At 59.6% G+C, this 16,952-nt stretch carries 14 protein-coding genes; 10 read left to right on the forward strand and 4 right to left on the reverse strand.

The annotated features are described in order from the left end of the window. Positions 1 to 160: 160 nt before the first annotated feature. Positions 161 to 922 carry an FkbM family methyltransferase gene (locus ACR1XY_RS11365; protein ID WP_480593281.1) on the reverse strand — a complete coding sequence of 254 codons (762 nt, stop codon included), beginning with the start codon at positions 920 to 922 and terminating at the stop codon, positions 161 to 163. A gap of 100 nt (positions 923 to 1,022) precedes the next feature. Between ACR1XY_RS11365 and ACR1XY_RS11370 the strand changes: the two genes are divergently transcribed. The 3 genes from ACR1XY_RS11370 to ACR1XY_RS11380 all read left to right on the forward strand — a co-directional run bounded on the left by ACR1XY_RS11370 (position 1,023) and on the right by ACR1XY_RS11380 (position 3,163). Continuing rightward, positions 1,023 to 1,622, forward strand: coding sequence for a superoxide dismutase (locus ACR1XY_RS11370; RefSeq protein WP_480593284.1), 600 nt, complete (start codon positions 1,023 to 1,025; stop codon positions 1,620 to 1,622). 3 nt (positions 1,623 to 1,625) lie between these two features. Continuing rightward, entirely contained in the window at positions 1,626 to 2,504 is an 879-nt protein-coding gene (locus tag ACR1XY_RS11375) for a metallophosphoesterase (RefSeq protein WP_480593288.1), read from the forward strand. 209 nt (positions 2,505 to 2,713) lie between these two features. Continuing rightward, a complete protein-coding gene (locus ACR1XY_RS11380) occupies positions 2,714 to 3,163 on the forward strand; it encodes a host attachment family protein (RefSeq protein WP_480593291.1) in 450 nt (149 codons plus the stop codon). A gap of 44 nt (positions 3,164 to 3,207) precedes the next feature. On the opposite strand, the gene ACR1XY_RS11385 is transcribed toward ACR1XY_RS11380, so the two are convergent. Next, positions 3,208 to 3,759, reverse strand: a complete 552-nt coding sequence (locus ACR1XY_RS11385; protein WP_480593294.1) for an LOG family protein — start codon at positions 3,757 to 3,759, stop codon at positions 3,208 to 3,210. A 126-nt stretch (positions 3,760 to 3,885) separates the two neighbouring features. Between ACR1XY_RS11385 and ACR1XY_RS11390 the strand changes: the two genes are divergently transcribed. The 4 genes from ACR1XY_RS11390 (at position 3,886) to ACR1XY_RS11405 (ending at position 7,973) form a co-directional block, all read left to right on the forward strand. Further along, entirely contained in the window at positions 3,886 to 5,151 is a 1,266-nt protein-coding gene (locus tag ACR1XY_RS11390; RefSeq protein WP_480593297.1) for a LysM peptidoglycan-binding domain-containing protein, read from the forward strand. 79 nt (positions 5,152 to 5,230) lie between these two features. Continuing rightward, positions 5,231 to 7,036 carry an ABCB family ABC transporter ATP-binding protein/permease gene (locus ACR1XY_RS11395; protein WP_480593301.1) on the forward strand — a complete coding sequence of 602 codons (1,806 nt, stop codon included), beginning with the start codon at positions 5,231 to 5,233 and terminating at the stop codon, positions 7,034 to 7,036. 54 nt (positions 7,037 to 7,090) lie between these two features. Further along, positions 7,091 to 7,495, forward strand: a complete 405-nt coding sequence (locus ACR1XY_RS11400; protein ID WP_480593303.1) for a DUF2147 domain-containing protein — start codon at positions 7,091 to 7,093, stop codon at positions 7,493 to 7,495. A gap of 154 nt (positions 7,496 to 7,649) precedes the next feature. Continuing rightward, positions 7,650 to 7,973: a hypothetical protein gene (locus tag ACR1XY_RS11405; RefSeq protein WP_480593305.1), complete on the forward strand. Its 324-nt coding sequence runs from the start codon at positions 7,650 to 7,652 to the stop codon at positions 7,971 to 7,973. Between the two features lie 45 nt (positions 7,974 to 8,018). On the opposite strand, the gene ACR1XY_RS11410 is transcribed toward ACR1XY_RS11405, so the two are convergent. Continuing rightward, positions 8,019 to 11,864, reverse strand: coding sequence for an efflux RND transporter permease subunit (locus ACR1XY_RS11410; protein ID WP_480593307.1), 3,846 nt, complete (start codon positions 11,862 to 11,864; stop codon positions 8,019 to 8,021). Further along, on the reverse strand, positions 11,861 to 13,093 hold the full coding sequence (locus tag ACR1XY_RS11415; protein WP_480593308.1) for an efflux RND transporter periplasmic adaptor subunit: 1,233 nt from the start codon (positions 13,091 to 13,093) through the stop codon (positions 11,861 to 11,863). Before ACR1XY_RS11415 ends, ACR1XY_RS11410 begins: the two co-directional genes overlap by 4 nt. Before the next feature lie 224 nt (positions 13,094 to 13,317). On the opposite strand from ACR1XY_RS11415, the gene ACR1XY_RS11420 reads away from it, so the two are divergent. The 3 genes from ACR1XY_RS11420 to der are packed head-to-tail and all read left to right on the forward strand — an operon-like array spanning position 13,318 to position 16,864. Continuing rightward, positions 13,318 to 13,989 (forward strand): hypothetical protein, encoded by a 672-nt coding sequence (locus tag ACR1XY_RS11420; RefSeq protein WP_480593310.1) that lies wholly within the window; start codon positions 13,318 to 13,320, stop codon positions 13,987 to 13,989. A gap of 40 nt (positions 13,990 to 14,029) precedes the next feature. Continuing rightward, positions 14,030 to 15,352: a PQQ-like beta-propeller repeat protein gene (locus tag ACR1XY_RS11425; protein ID WP_480593312.1), complete on the forward strand. Its 1,323-nt coding sequence runs from the start codon at positions 14,030 to 14,032 to the stop codon at positions 15,350 to 15,352. Positions 15,353 to 15,400: 48 nt separating this feature from the next. Then, the gene (gene der / locus ACR1XY_RS11430; protein WP_480593314.1) at positions 15,401 to 16,864 is read left to right on the forward strand and encodes a ribosome biogenesis GTPase Der; all 1,464 of its coding nucleotides are present in this window, start codon (positions 15,401 to 15,403) and stop codon (positions 16,862 to 16,864) included. The last annotated feature ends 88 nt before the right edge of the window (positions 16,865 to 16,952 follow it).

Below are 16,952 nucleotides of genomic sequence, written 5' to 3' on the forward strand. Positions count from 1 at the left end.
TGTAAGCCAGAAAAGATCAGACATGTTCACCGCTCGTTTTCGAACCGTGAATCACGCCGCTATACGGAAATCAATGGGTCCTGAGCCTAACTGGATTGTATAAAAAGGTCTGGAAAACAAGGGGCTTCACAGGTTTGACGCGAAGGCGAAATGTCGCGGTCTACCCTTGCAGCACAATTGCGCGATACCGCAACAACTGCTGAGGTTCCAGCATGTCCCCAATACTCACCGGCTGCCCGGACTCGTCAAAGACGTCTCTGTAAAAGGAAAGGCTTTGCAGCAGTTCGGATGTACGTTTCAGCCGGTCTTGTTCCGGCAACATCGGTGAATGTAGTGACAGGAACAGGGTGGGGCGCTGCTTTTCCAGCCATTTGGTCAGGGTGGGCAGTACGAAAAACTCGGCCCCTTCGATATCCATCTTGACAAGTGATACATTAGACAGATCGTTCGCAGCTTCGAACTGATCCCACGCAATGGTCAACGCATCAGACCCATGCGGGCCTTCATACAGGAGGGAACTGGTGGAGTCGCCCGGCTCTCCGCGCACCGAAGCCATGCGGGCCACGCTGAACCGGTCTGACAGCGCCACCCCAAAGGCCGAGACGTTGCGAATGTCGTTCAGATCAAGATTCCAAGCCAGATACCGGTAGGCGGTGGGATCAGGTTCGAAACACCAGACATGCCGTGCCTTGCGGGCACCGTACAGGACCGTAGGGCCGATCCAGGCGCCGATGTCCAGGAAATCACTGCCCGATGACAGGAACTTGTCCAGCACAGCGAAAGTTTCCGGCTCCCAAGCACCAGCGGAGGCCTTGCGCCAGAATTTCGAATGATAGGGGTCAAGGCGAAACGGCTCTCCGTTCAGATTGCCCGCATAGTATCCGCGGGCGCGGTAGAACATCTTGCGCGCCTGTGTAAGCATTGCCTGCCTCCGGGTTTTCTTGTCTCGGCTCTTGACCTGCGGCGGCTGCCAAAGCATTTAACCCTTGGGAACCGCAACTTTTATTTCACAGGGGGCCGACATGGCTTTTGAACTTCCTGATCTTCCTTATGCACATGACGCGCTGGCAGCCAAGGGTATGTCCGCGGAAACGTTGGAATATCACCACGACCTGCACCACAAGGCCTATGTCGACAACGGCAACAAGCTGATCGCCGGCACCGAGTGGGACGGCAAGTCGCTGGAAGAGATCATCGTTGGCACCTATGACGCAAACGCTGTTGCGCAGAACGGTATCTTCAACAACATCAGCCAGCTGTGGAACCACAATCAGTTCTGGGAGATGATGGGCCCCGGTGGCAACGCCATGCCCGGTGAGCTGGAAAAGGCACTGACCGAAAGCTTCGGCTCGGTTGACGAATTCAAATCGCAGTTCAGCGCCGCTGGTGCCGGTCAGTTCGGCTCGGGCTGGGCGTGGCTGGTCAAGAACGCCGACGGCTCGCTGGCCGTGACCAAAACCGAAAATGGTGTGAACCCGCTGTGCTTTGGTCAGACCGCGCTGCTGGGTTGTGACGTGTGGGAGCATTCCTACTACATCGACTTCCGCAACAAGCGTCCGGCTTACCTGACGAACTTCCTCGACAATCTGGTGAACTGGGAAAACGTTGCATCGCGGATGTAATACTTGACCCGACGAGGGTTCATAAAGGGCTTGCTGGCGGCCACGCTGGCAGGCCTTTTTATTGCCGCCTGGGGGTTTTTCGTTGAACCTCTAGTGCGGCTGCGCGTGCGCAAATGGCGTGTAAAGCGCGCGGATTGGCCCGCCAAGCCTCTGAGGATCGCAGTTCTTGCCGATCTGCATGTCGGAGAACCCTATGTCGGGCTGGCCCGGGTTCGGCAGGTAGTGCGGCGGACCAACGCTCTGGCGCCTGATCTGATCTTGTTGCTGGGCGACTATGCTGGCCATCACAAGTTTATTTCTGAACAAGTTGACGCCAAAGATCTGGCCCCAGAGCTTGCGAAACTGGAGGCGCGAAACGGAGTCTACGCCGTTCTGGGCAATCACGACTGGTGGGCTGATCTGGATGCCCAGCGACGCGGCGCAGGACCGAACAAATTTGCCGAGGCGTTTCAGCATCAGGGCATCAGGGTTCTGTCCAACGAAGCGGTTCGGCTGGACGATTTGGGCATCTGGCTGGCTGGTCTGGAAGATCAGCTTGCATTCAGACACAACGGAAAAGGCAAAGGGTTGGATGACTTGCCCGGAACGATGGCGCAGGTCACCGATGACGCGCCCGTTGTGATGATGGCTCATGAACCCGACATCTTCCCCAAAATGCCCGAAAACGTGGCGCTGACCCTGTCCGGGCACACGCATGGCGGTCAGGTGCGTTTGTTTGGTTGGTCGCCCGTGGTGCCCTCGAGATTTGGTAACCGCTACGCGTATGGGCATGTCCGCGAAGGCAATCGTGATCTGGTTGTTTCGGGGGGGATCGGGTGTTCGATCCTTCCGGTGCGTTTTGGTGTGACACCCGAGATCACTTTGATCGAACTATCGGCCTGACCGGAGAAAACCCGCCGATGAAGAAAGTTTCATCCTGAGACGGGATTGCACAACGCCCCGCAGTACTTACCTTAGGTTAGGCGGAGGGAGAGACCGCTAACCATTTGAAACAAATTCAGGCGACGCACCGGATCAATCTGGTCGCGTAAAGGTGAACCTTTGCCTGATGGATGAGGGACGGCCGTAACAGCCAAAACAAGGAGAGCACGATGGTCGCACTTGAACAGGGAACTTGGGTTGTCATTGCCGACGGGGAAAAGGCTTTGTTTGTTGAAAACATCACCGATGCCGAAGACCCCAATCTGGTCGTTGTTTCGGTTGAGGAGCAGGACGTGTCCTCACGCCCGACCGACCGGGCAGGGCGGCGTTTTGATACCGGACCGAACCAGAAATCGGCAGTTGAAGAACCAAACTGGAAAACCCATGCAAAATCCCTGTTTGTTCAGGATGTTGCCAATCTGTTGAACCGCAAGGGGCTGAAGGGGGCATTCAACCGTCTGGTGCTGGTTGCCAGCCCGCATGTTCTGGGCTTGCTGCGCCGTCGCCTTCACAGCGAGGTTCTGGCCAAGGTTGTGGCCGAGGTCGACAAGACCCTGACCAACCATCCTATTCACAAGGTTGAAAAGCTGTTGACCCGCCGCCTGAGCCCGGCAGCATAGACAATGCAAGTGCAACGGGCGGTTTGAATCCGCCCGTTCCCAGATCAGGTCAGGAAACCACGCAGGGTGGACATTGCGTCTGCCGGATCACTGACCCAGGTGATGAAGTCCGCCAGCGATCCGTCGGCAAATCCCTGACCGATAACCTGCTGCAACAGATCGCGCAGTGCATCCCAGTAGCCATCCACATTCATCACCAGAATGGGTTTTTCGTGCAGGCCAAGTTGTCGCCATGTCAGGGCCTCGAACAGCTCGTCCAACGACCCCGGACCACCGGGCAGAACCACTACCGCATCCGCATTCATGATCATGACCTTTTTGCGTTCGTGCATCGTTTCGGTGATCACGAAACGGGTCAGGTCGGTCTTGCCGACTTCGCGCCGCAGCAGGTGAACCGGGATCACGCCGAACGTATCGCCTCCGGCGGATTGAGCAGCGCGCGCGACCTCGCCCATCAGGCCGACATCCCCGGCGCCGTAGACCAGCCGCCAGCCTTCCTGCGCCAGCAGGGTGCCGAAGGTCTTCGCGGCGTCGGAATAGGCGGAATTTGCGCCATTACGTGACCCGCAATACACACAAACAGATTTCTGAGTCATCGTGAACACTCTCCGGGGTTGTGCCTGAGGTTTTGACCCCTGATAGCGGGATTGATAGATTGGCTCAACCGTCAGGCAGAACGTGTTTTAGACAAAGCACTTGCGCTGCGGAGTGAAAGGAAAAACATGAACGCCGAGTCGGGAGAGACAAGCTCTGGCACCGTCGTCTGGGGTGTGATCGCCGGTATCGTGGTTGTGGTCGGAGCAGGCGGGTTGTTGCTGTCCGGCATGCGTGGTGACGCGCCCGAAGAGACCGCACCGCAGGTCGAGGTTGCGGTTCCGAGCACCGAAGACAACACCTTGTCTGAGCCCGCCGAACAAGAACTCGAAGCCGAGGCACCTGCAGGCGAGGAAGACGGCGCGGCAGAGGCTACGTCACAGGTCACCCCTTCTCTGGACCAGATATTTGTCGAACCGGACGGAAATACGGTTCTGTCCGGCACGGCCGAGCCTGGCGCTGAGGTTAACGTGCTGTTGGATGGTGAGCCGGTCCACAGTTTCACGGTCGACCCCAGCGGCCAGTTTGCCGAATTCCTGTCGATCCCGTTTTCCGACACCGCGCGCGGGCTGACGCTGGAAACGCAGGGTGAACAGCCGGTACGCTCGGATGACTATGTCATCGCGGCCCTGCCAGCGTCTGAACCGGGGGACGAACCCACAGCGCCTGTTGAAACCGCGGAAAATGCAACTGCCGGACCGGAGAGTACGGAAACCGAAGACGTCGCAGCATCAGATACAGTCGCTGCACCCGCGCCAACCGAAACAGGCAATGCACCCGCGCCAGAAGCTGAGGCCGAACAGACGACGCAAGCCGCCGAAGAAGATGCTCAGCCCCAGGGGGTCGCCGTATTGCGATCCGGCGAAGACGGCGTCGAACTGGTGCAGGCGCCCAGGGTACAATCGCAGGCGCCGGATCAGGTCGCTCTGGACACGATTGGCTATTCCAATACCGGTGATGTCGAGCTGACGGGCCGGGTGCCGGACGGTTCGGTTGTACGTCTGTATCTGGACAACCGGCTGGTGGATGACCTGACCCCCGCTGAAGACGGCAAATGGCGCAGTGAACTGGATGGTGTCGAGCCCGGCGTCTACACCCTGCGCGTGGATGAGGTCGGCGCGGACGGCACGGTGGTCAGCCGCCTTGAAACCCCGTTCAAACGCGAGCCGCAAGAGGTCCTTCGCGCGGCTGAGGCGGCCGATGAGGCGGCACTTGCTCCAGACACACCGTCAATTCGTTCAGTGACCGTGCAGAAGGGCGACACGCTCTGGGCCATTTCGCGCGAACGGTTCGGCGATGGTGTTCTGTATGTGCGGCTGTTCGAAGCCAACCGGGATGCGATCCGCGATCCTGACCTGATTTATCCCGGTCAGATATTCACGATCCCTGAATGAACCCTTTGCCTCTGGCCCTTTCCAGGGCAGGGACTATCTCTGACCGCAGATCAGGTAAGTGATGAGACGAACAGCTCCAATGCACTCCGACGACATGCCCCAAACTGACGAGCGCCAGTCCGGTTGGCGCACGATCCGCAAGGTCGCGCCATATCTATGGCCCGAGGATGAGACCTGGGTTAAACGTCGGGTCGTGATCGCACTTTCGATGCTGGTGCTGGCCAAGCTGATCGCAGTCTACACCCCGATCCTGTACAAGGGCGCAGTCGACGCGCTGGCCGGTGAGGGCGTGCCGCCGCTGGCATTGGGGGCCGTGGGCCTGACTGTTGCCTATGGTGTGGCGCGGATGATGACCGTTGGTTTTCAACAGTTGCGCGACGCGGCCTTTGCCCCGGTGGGGCAGCGCGCCTTGCGTGCACTGGCCTTGGAGACGTTCCAGCACATTCACCAACTATCGATGCGCTATCACGTGACGCGCCGCACCGGGGGCCTCAGCCGGATCATTGAGCGCGGTGTCAAAGGCGTAGAGTTTCTGCTGCGCTTCCTGCTGTTCTCCATCGGACCGCTGATCCTGGAACTGCTGCTGGTGGCGATCATTTTGATGTGGCTGTTCGATGTCTGGTATCTGGTCGTCGTGGCCGTGACCATCGGCTTCTATATCTGGTTCACCTTCGCCGTCACCGAATGGCGCGTGAAGCTGCGACGCGAGATGAATGATCAGGACACCGAGGCCAACCAACGCGCCATCGACAGTCTGCTGAACTTTGAAACCGTCAAGTATTTCAATGCGGAACAGCGCGAAGCTGAACGCTATGACGTGTCGATGAAGGCTTATGCCGGGGCGGCGCTGAAAACGGCTTACTCGCTGGCCTTCCTGAATTTTGGTCAGTCTTTCCTGATTACATGCGGGCTGATCGGGGTGATGGTTCTGGCGGCTGTTGGGGTTCAGAACGGCTCGTTGACCGTGGGCGATTTCGTCATGGTCAACGCCTACATGATCCAGATCACCGTGCCGCTGAACTTTCTGGGCACGGTGTACCGGGAAATTCGTCAGTCTTTGGTGGACATGGGGCAGATGTTTGACCTCTTGGAGCAACCCGCCGAAGTTACCGACAAACCCGACGCGCCGGACCTAGTGGTCAATGGCGGTGCGGTTACGCTGGACAATGTCCATTTCGGCTATGACGCGGATCGGGAAATTCTCAAGGGCATCTCGCTGACGGTACCGGCGGGTCAGACGGTGGCTATCGTCGGGGCGACGGGCTCGGGCAAGTCCACCATCGGGCGGCTGCTGTTCAGGTTCTACGACGTGACCGGCGGTGCGCTGAAGATCGACGGCCAGGACGTGCGTGACGTGACGCAGAACAGCCTGCATTCCGCCATCGGTGTGGTGCCGCAGGACACGGTGCTGTTCAACGACACCATCCGCTATAACATCGCCTATGGCCGCGACGGTGCCTCGCAGGAAGAGGTCGAGGCCGCCGCCAAAGCCGCCCAGATCCACGATTTCGTCGTTACGCTGCCCGAAGGGTATGACACCAAGGTGGGCGAACGTGGGTTGAAACTGTCGGGTGGTGAAAAACAGCGGGTTGGCATCGCCCGCACGCTGCTCAAGAACCCTCCGATCCTGTTGCTGGACGAGGCGACCTCGGCGCTGGATACCGATACCGAGCAGGACATCAAGGACGCACTGGCCCGGGCCGGGGAAGGGCGAACCGTGCTGACCATCGCGCACCGTCTCAGCACCATCGCAGAGGCTGATCGCATCGTCGTGCTGGAGCAGGGCGAAATCCTTGAACAGGGCACCCATGACGAACTGCTGCAACGCGAAGGCCGCTATGCGCAGTTGTGGAGCCGCCAGCAATCGGACGCTCAGGCCGCGTGACCTGCGCGGCGCGGGGATGTGCTATGATAACCGCATATAGGAGGAGGTGGTGTGATGCGAAAACTCGTTCGATTTGTAGCTATAGCAACCGCGCTCGCCATTTTGACGCCGGCTTTTGCAGCCGCTGATCCCATCGTCGGCGTCTGGAAAACCGAGCCGGACCGGAAGAAGCTGATCTCTCATATCAAGATTTCAGCCTGCGGAGACAAGTTCTGCGGCCAGATTCAGTCGGCCTATGACACATCCGGCAAAGAGGTGCAGACCCCCAACATCGGTAAGAAGCTTTTCTGGGATGTGGCCAGCGAAGGCGGCGGTAAATACGGTGGCGGGGATTTCTGGATTCCCATGGTCAATGTGGACGTCGTGCCGCAGATGACGCTGAGTGGGGACACCCTGACCGTGCGCGGATGCGAGCACGCCGTCTGCGGGCATCAGAAGTGGACTCGTTTGTCTAAGTGATACACTTGTTCCGGCAGGGTTCTGTTGCACGAATGTACAACATTTCGGTTACCAGTCTGATCGTGGCTGATTGTCATTTGATCAACGGTGTTGGAAGGGTATGACGAGCCGTACCAACAGAGTGGTGTTGGACAGTAAATCAGGGAAACACCTAATGAAGAAGTTTTTTGCTGCGCCGATCATCTTGGCGTCAGTTTTCGCGTCGACTGCGTCCGCCGAGGATCTGGTTTTTCTGCTAGGCAATGAAAGCAGCGTTGATCTGGTCGAATTCAACGTCTCGTCAAGTGCGTCGGACAATTGGGAGTCGAACCTGCTGCAGGGCGATTTCATCGCGCCGGGATACGAGGCGGACGTACTGATTGCTGACGGCCTGACCACCTGTGTTTACGACATTCGCGGGGCGTTCTCAGATGGGTCCACAGCCGAAGAGTATGGCTTGGACCTGTGCGATCTGGGTGAATACGTCTTTACGGACTAAGCCGATTTGAAACGAAGTATGGCGAGCCGTCGGGCTCGCCATATTTTATTCTGCTGCTTTCAGGGGCGGACCCGGCGGATGCTCGTTTTTTTGAGCATCCTTGGTTGCAGGAGGTGTTTCGTCGTCCCAAACAACTTCGGTCGCTTGTGCCTGACGGACGGCTTTGCCAATTGCCATATCCTGCGCGATCTGGCTGGACTTGCCAGATGTCGCGCGGGCAAGCACCCGGCCCAACCATACCGTATAGGTCGTCACCCATACCCGTAGCGCCAGCAGGGAAGGCGTCACGATCAGCGTCAGAACCGTCGCGATTCCCAGCCCGAACACCACCGCAGTCGCCAGCTGTTTCCACCACAGCGCAGTCGGGCTGTTGATCGAATAGCCGCCATTGATGAAGTCCAGCGACAGGCCAAACATCATTGGTGTCAGACCGGCCATCGTGGTGAGGGTGGTCAGCAGAACCGGGCGAATGCGTGCCTCGGCTGTGCGAACAATCGCCTCGATCCGGGGCATATAGCGGCTGTATTCCTGATAGGTGTCGATCAGAACGATGTTGTTGTTCACCACGATTCCCGCCAGCGCCACGATGCCCGTACCGGTCATGATGATCGAGAACGGTTGCTGCATGACGATCATCCCGATCAGAACCCCTGTGGTCGACAGCACGACCGCCAGCAGCACCAGCACCGAGTTATAAAGCGAGTTGAACTGAGCCAGCAGGATCACGAACATCAGACCCAGCGCGCCCAGGAACGCGCTTTGCAGGAAGGCGCCGGATTCTTCCTGATCCTCCTGATCGCCGGTCCATTCCCAGCTGACCGCGGTCGAGAACGGTTCGGTGTTCAGCCATTGAGTCAATTTCTCGATTCGTTCGTTTGCGGTCATAGGGACTAGCTGGACCGTCGCTTTGCCCGCATCAATCTGGCTTTGCACCGTGCCGAGGTCGATAGACTGCGCTACTTGCGGCACATTGTATCGCGAGATTTCCGGTCCCCAAAACAGAGAGAATGGGAAGCTTTGTTCGCTTATCAGTGTTACGTTGACTGGATCGCCGTTTTCAGCTTCTTCTTGCGAAACACTATACCCGAAACCAACATCAACCAGACCTTCTTTGACCGGATTTCCTTCGTCATCAAGAGGAACCATTTGAAGTATTTCTATACCCTCAAAAATATCCGCCTTCACGTCGTAATACCGCTGCTGGTCGATCCGGTTGATCTCGGCCAGTTTGGCCACTGGTTGGCGAGTGACGAAGTTCGACAGCGGCACCAGCCCGTCGGGGGTACGTACCTTGAGCGAGTCCAGCGTAGACAGCACCCGGTCTTCCTCGGGTAGGCGGACGCGGATTTCGACCTCTTCATCGGTGCTGTCGGGGCGCATTTCGCCCAGCAGGATACCGCGGGTCACCAATTGCACCATGGCGCCGACGGTGGCGACGTCGGCTCCGAACCGACCCGCCTTGGCAACGTCCACGTCGATCTGCCAGTCGATGCCGGGCAGGGGCATGGTGTCTTCGATCTTGATCAGGCCCGGTGTTTCGTCGAACACAGCCCGCGCGGCTTCGGTGGCGGTGGTCAATTCTTCCCAACCGTCAGCCTTGATGCGCAAATGTACAGGCTTGGCCGAGGCCGGCCCCTGTTCCAGCGGCAGGATTTCCACGATGAAACCGGGCAGTTTGGCGAGTTCCATGTTCAGCTCGTCCAAAACGAAGTCACCATCATATTCCGGAGCGATGATTTCGCGGTCGAACAGCCCGAAAAAGGCGGGCTCGGTTTGCTTGGGCCGGTCTTCCCACGGGGTGATTTCGAACTGTACGCGACCTACGGTATCGGCCGGCGCCTGCGCGCCGCCGTTGTTCTGATTCAGCCCCCCTTCACCGGCAAAGGCGAACACGTTGGTCACGGCCGGGTGCGCACTGATCACTTCTTCGGCGGCCAGTACCAATGCGTCTTTTTCCTGCAGCGACAGGTTGCCCCGCGCGCGGACATAGGCGGTGGCCTGTTCCGGTTCGGTTTCGACGAAGAACTCCACGCCACGGTTGTTGTTCATGAAATAGGTCATCACCCCCACGACGCTGAGGGCGATGACGGCAATCGAAACCACAGGCATGATCGGGTTACCGACCAGGAATTTGACCACGTAGCCGAATGGCGTGTGCTCGCGCGCGGTATGGACGCGTTCTTCGTGATGGCGTTCGATCTTGGCGGCGCTCAGGGTCACCGAACCGGCAAAGCCGCCTGCGATGAACATCAGCGCACCCGCCACCACGCCTCCGGGCAACAGGTAATCCGGGTTCAGCATCTGCATTGCGCCAAGGAAGATCATGTAGAGCGACGGCGGCACCAGCACTGCGCGCACCCACCAGGGGGCTACACCGCGCAGCCAGTTGGAGGTGCGGTCGAAGGTGCGGCTCATCCGTCCGGACACACCGCCGACGACCGGCAGGTAGATCAGCGCGACGATCAGTGACGAGGACAGCACAAAGATCAAAGTGATCGGCAGCATCTTCATGAATTCACCGGGCACACCGGGCCAGAACAGCATCGGCAGGAAGGCACACAGCGTCGTCGCAGTGGACGACACGATGGGCCAGAACATCCGCTGTGCCGCCTCGACATAGGCGTGCATAGGGCCGATGCCTTCGCTGATGCGCTTGTCGGCGTATTCCACGACCACGATGGCCCCGTCGACCAGCATACCGACAGCCAGGATCAGCCCGAACATCACCATGTTCGATATGCTCACACCCATGATGGCCAGAAACGCAAAGCTCAGCAGGAACGATGTCGGGATCGCAAAACCCACCAGCAGCGCGGCGCGCGTACCCAGAGAGGCCAGAACCACGATCATAACCAGCGCAATGGCGGTCAGAACCGAGCCCTCAAGCTGGCGCACCATCGAGTCGACGATACGGCTCTGGTCGTTCGAAGTGCCGACATCGACGGCTGCACGCAGTTCGGCGGGCCATTTCTCCTGTGCGGCGGCGAGGGCTTCTTGCACCTGCGCCACGGTGTCGATCAGGTTAAAGCCTTTGCGTTTGACCACCTGCAGGGCCACAGTGGATTCGCCGTCGAACCGGGCGGTTCCTTCGCGGTCTTCGAAGGTATAGTTGATCTGGGCCAACTCACCCATCGTCACGACGCGGTCACCATTGACCTTGACGGGCAGGCTGTAGACATCCTCGGCGGTTTTGAACGACGACGGGATTTTGACCGAGAATGTGCCCTGCGCGGTATCGACCTCTCCTGCGGCGATCAGTTGGTTGTTGTTTTGTACGACGCTGATCAGTTCATCCGCCGACACGTCATAAGCCTCGAGCCGCAGAGGGTCGATGATGACCTCTAGCAACTCATCGCGATTGCCTGCGATCCCGGCCTCAAGCACCGAATCCAGTGCTTCCAGATCGTCCTGCAAGTCTTTTGCAATGCGCGCCATCGTGCGTTCGGGTACGGCACCGGTAAGGTTGACGATAACGATGGGGAACTCGGAAAAGTTGATTTCGAACAACGAATACTGCTCGGCCCCTTCCGGGAAATCAGCCTGCGCGCTGTTCATTGCGTCGCGCACATCCGCCATGATGGCGGTTTTGTCCCAACCAAAGTCGAACTCGAGCGCGATACCGGCGTATCCTTCTGCCGCGGTGGCGGTCATTTCCTTCAGACCGTCCAGATCCGCCAGCTCGGTTTCCATCGGCTTGATCAGCAGATTCTCCGAGTCCTCGGCGGAAATGCCGGGAAACTGGACCGAGACGAACAGGGCCGGGATTTCGATATCCGGTTCACCTTCCTTTGGCAGGCTGACATAGGCAAACCCGCCGACAACCAGCGAGATCGCGATGAAGGCCAGAACCATGCGGGCCCTGTCAGCGGCCCATCCTACTAAACCTGTCATTGTGCAGCTTCCCGATAGGTGGGCTTGACGGTGACGCCCTGCGTCACGAACTCCTGCCCGACAACGATGACATCTGCGGTTTCCGGCAGCCCGTCGACCCAGACGCCTTCGGCGGTGTCGCGCAGCAGGCGGATCGGCATGAAACCGACTACGTTTTCAACGCCTACGGTGCGGACGCCAACCTGACCTTCGTTGTTCAGTGTCAGGGCAGATTGCGGCAGAAGATGCGCCTTTGCCCCTTCGGCCGAAATGCGGATATCGGCAGTTTGACCGTCGCGAATGTTGAGCTCTGGATTGGGGACAGTGATCTCAACCTCGAATGTGCGGGTGGTTTCATCCGCCGACCGGCTCAGGAACGTGACACGACCAGCGACCTGAAGACCGGTAACAAGCTGCGCCGAGGCTTCTGAGCCGACAAGGATCTTGTTCACGTCGACCTCGGGCACGAAACCGACCAGTTTGATCGGGTCTAACTGAATGACCGTGGCACAGAGCGAGCCGGGTTGCATCAGGCTGCCCAGTTCCGCTGTGTCGCTCTCCAGCAGCCCTTTGAACGGGGCTTCGATGGTCTGGCGGTCAATCTCGCGCTGGGCGGCCTTGACCTCGGCGATGGCGGCTTCGATGCCGGCTCGCGTGGCTTCCAGACCGGCCTCGGCAGTCTTTACACCGGCTTCGGCCGAGCGCATCGCGGCCTCGCTGGAAATCCGGCGGGTTTCCGATCCGAACCCGGTTTCCGACAGTTTCTGGGCTGCCGTCAGATTGATCTGTGCCTCGGCGACTAAGGCATGGGCCTCTTCCAGGCGGGCCTCGGCCTCGGGGATTCGGCTTTCCGCCTCAAGTCGGGCAGCTTCAGCCTCGGCCAAGCTGGCGGGGCGGGTGCCGGGGTCCAGCTCGCACAGTAGGTCGCCCGCTTCGACGAAGGTTCCCTTGCGCTTGGGTTCCGAAATCACCGTCGAGGTCGTTTCGGCCAGAACTTCAACCTGACGGTTGGCCTTTGTTTGCCCGCGCAACAGCACGGCGCTGTCAATTTCCCGTGCTGCGGATCGCAGGACAACAACGCCAATGGCGTTCTGGTCTGACGTCACGTCGTCTGCTGATTCCGTGTTGGATGCCGTGTCTGCCTCAGCGTCGCCGCGACCGGCGAAGGCAAACAGCGCGTCCCGTTCGAAGACCAGAAAGAACAGCGCTGCAATAACCAAAATTGCATTCACGAATGAAATCAAACGCATACAAATACTCTCCCAGAATTCGCCGCCGATTGTCCTACGGCGTGTATGCCTGAAAATGGGGTCAGGCGCGTACCATTTCTACACTAAACTGGATAGTTCGGATTATTTTTTTGCGCAAGGACGGCGTGTCGCGGTGAAAATGTGCGAATTCCGGCCCTTGGCTTGGCAAAGACGGCGGGGTATGACATGGCGCCATATGAACTGGTTACAGCCCGGGGAGCAGGATGAGCGACACCGACAGTTTTATTGATGAGGTGACCGAAGAGGTCCGCCGCGACCGCCTGTTCCTGCTGCTGCGCCGCTGGGGGTGGGTCGGCGTTCTGGCCGTGATCCTGATCGTGGGCGGTGCCGCCTTCAATGAGATCCGCAAGGCCCGGACCACCAGTCAGGCAGAAAAGCTCGGTGATGAGATTCTGGGCGCGTTGACGCAGAATGACTCGGCTGAACGTGCGGCCAGCTTGGCCAGCATCGATGCGGTCACGCCCGGTGGCGACGCCGTCCTGAACTTGCTGTTGTCCTCGTCGCAGATCGAGGCTGGATCACGCGAAGAGGCTGTGAACAGCCTGAATGCCGTCGCGGTGCAGGGCGATCTGCCGGAAATCTACCGTGCCATTGCTGCTTTCAAGGCGCTGCTGCTGCAAAGCGACACCCTGCCGGTGGCCGACCGGCGCCAGCAGTTCGAAGCACTCGCTGCTCCGGGGGCACCATTACGGTTGCTAGCCGAGGAGCAGCTGGCTCTGATCGACATCTCCGAGGGCAACGCCGATGCGGCGATCGAGCGGCTGCAGGCGATGCGTCAGGACGCAGAGATCGGTGTTGACCTTCAGCAGCGTGCTGCACAGTTGATTGTCGCGCTTGGCGGCGAACCGGAACCGCTGGTGGCCCAACAGGGCTGATACAGCGGCAATAATGAATGACAGGCGAGTTCGGAGCATCATGGTGACAAGTCTTTTCTCCCGCATTGGATTGTCGGTTGCGGCATTATCGCTGACGGCGCTTGCTGCCTGTGAAGAGCCCGAGGTCATACTGCCCGGCCCGCGTGAGGATATCCGCCCGGCCTCGGATTCCGAAGCCACCGAAACACGAGGCTCGAAGCCGATCAGCCTTCCGGCGCAAAAGGCGAACGCGAACTGGTCGCAAAGCGCCGGAACGCCTGCCTATCGCACCACCAATGCTGCCTTGCGTGCCACGCCACAGCGCGTTTGGTCCACCTCGATTGGTGATGGAGATTCGCGGAAACGGCGCATCACCGCTGAGCCCGTCGTTGCTGGCGGTTTGATCTATACGCTGGATTCCGGCGCAACCGTATCCGCAGTGACACTGCAGGGGCAGGTGGCGTGGAGCAAGAACCTGATCCCGCCAACCGACGGGGATTCAGATGCGACGGGGGGCGGGCTGGCGTATGCCAATGGTGCGCTCTACGTGTCGTCGGGGTTTGGACGGCTGACGGCTCTGGATGCGAAATCCGGCGCGATCAAGTGGCAGAAACGCCTGAATGCTACTGGCAGCGGTGCGCCTCTGGTCAATGAGGGCCTGCTGTATCTGGTTGCGGGCGACGAAACTGGCTGGGCCGTGAACACCAAGGATGGCCGCATCGCCTGGCAGATTCAGGGCACACCGAGCGTCGGCAATGTACTTGGTGCCCCGGCTCCGGTCATTGCGTCTGAGTTTGCGGTCTTTGCCTTTGGCTCGGGTGACGTGGCCGCGACCTTCCGCAAGGGCGGCATCCGTCGCTGGAACGCTTCGGTTGCGGGTGGACGCCGGGGACGTGCTGCGGCGCAGATCGTGGATGTGACCGGTGGACCCATGGTCGTTGGCGACAAGATCTATATCGGTAACCACTCGGGTCGGACCGTGGCGTTCGACACGGGCTCGGGCGAGCGGGTCTGGACTGCGGATGAAGGCGCGGTTGATACGGTCTGGCCAGCGGGCAACAGTCTGTTTCTGATCAGTGATCGCAGCCAGCTGGTTCGGCTGAACATCGCGGACGGTTCCATCGTCTGGGCGCAGGACCTGCCGGGTTTCGTCAAAGATAAGCGGGGACGGCGCGGCCCGATCGTCGCCCATTACGGCCCGATTCTGGCAGGTGGGCGGATAGTCATCGCCTCTAATGACGGGTTCCTAAGGTTCTACAACCCGGTCGACGGCACGCTGGTCAACAGAGTAGAGGTGCCAGGCGGTGCCACCACGGCCCCGGTTGTGGCCGGGCAGACGCTTTATGTCGTGTCGTCCAAAGGTGATCTACACGCTTTCCGTTGACCGAAAGATGCGTTAAAGGGCGCGTCTGAGTCTTGAAAGTTGAGTATCATGTCACTGACCCTCGCCATCGTGGGGCGCCCGAATGTGGGCAAATCCACCCTGTTCAACCGCCTTGTGGGCAAACGACTGGCCTTGGTCGACGACCAGCCCGGGGTAACGCGTGACCTGCGCGAAGGCGAGGGGCGTCTGGGCGATCTGCGTTTTACTGTGATCGACACGGCGGGTCTTGAGGACGCGACCGACGACAGCCTGCAGGGCAGGATGCGCCGTCTGACCGAGCGCGCGGTGGACATGGCCGATGTCTGCCTGTTCATGATTGACGCCCGCGTGGGCCTGACGCCCACCGATGAGATGTTCGCCGAGATTCTGCGCAAACGATCCAAGCACGTGATCCTTGCCGCCAACAAGGCTGAGGGCAACGCGGCGGATGCCGGTGTGCTTGAGGCCTATAACCTTGGCCTTGGTGAACCCGTTCGCCTGTCGGGGGAACATGGCGAGGGGATGACCGACCTTTATGCGCAGTTGATGCCTCTGGCCGATGCAGCGGCGGAGAAGGCCGAGGATGACGCTCCGGAAACTGATATCCAACTGGATGAGGATGGAGAGGGTGAAACCCCTTTGATCACTGCGGCCAAGCCACTGCAGGTCGCGGTCGTGGGGCGTCCGAACGCCGGAAAATCGACCCTGATCAACAAGATCGTTGGCGAAGACCGTCTGCTGACCGGCCCCGAGGCCGGGATCACTCGCGACGCGATCAGCCTGCGGTTCGACTGGGCCGACCCGGATGGTGACAGCACCCCGATGCGGATTTTCGACACCGCCGGGATGCGCAAAAAGGCCAAGGTGCAGGAAAAGCTGGAAAAGCTCTCGGTGTCCGATGGCTTGCGTGCCGTGAAATTTGCCGAAGTTGTGGTGGTACTGCTGGACGCAGCCATTCCGTTCGAACAGCAAGACCTGCGCATCGCCGATCTGGCGGAACGCGAAGGCCGCGCCGTGGTCGTTGCAGTGAACAAGTGGGACATTGAAGAGGACAAGCAGGAAAAGCTGCGCGATCTGAAAGAGTCCTTCGAGCGCCTGTTGCCGCAACTGCGCGGCGCGCCCCTGGTCACCGTGTCGGCCAAGACCGGCCGCGGGTTGGAGCGACTGCGCGCTGCAATCCTGCGCGCTCATGACGTTTGGAATCGCCGTGTTCCCACTGCGGCGCTGAACCGTTGGCTGACGGCCATGCTCGAACAGCACCCGCCGCCAGCCCCTCAAGGCCGCCGGATAAAGCTGCGCTATATGACTCAGGCCAAGACCCGTCCCCCCGGGTTCGTGGTCATGTGCTCGCACCCGGACAAGATGCCGGACAGCTATACGCGCTATCTGGTCAACGGCCTGCGCGAGGATTTCGACATGCCGGGAACGCCGATCCGCCTGACGTTGCGCGGGCAGGGTGACAAGAACCCCTATAAGGGGCGGCGAAAGAAAAACGCGGGCGCGTTGGCCAAACATCTCAAGGGTCGCGCGTAACTGCGCCAATTTTCAGCATTTTTGGTTGAAGGGCGTGACAGTCCCGTTGCCGCAGGCTAGCATTCGCCTGTGTGCATGTGTTTCTGTG

This window comes from Ruegeria sp. AD11(2025) (assembly GCF_056542405.1).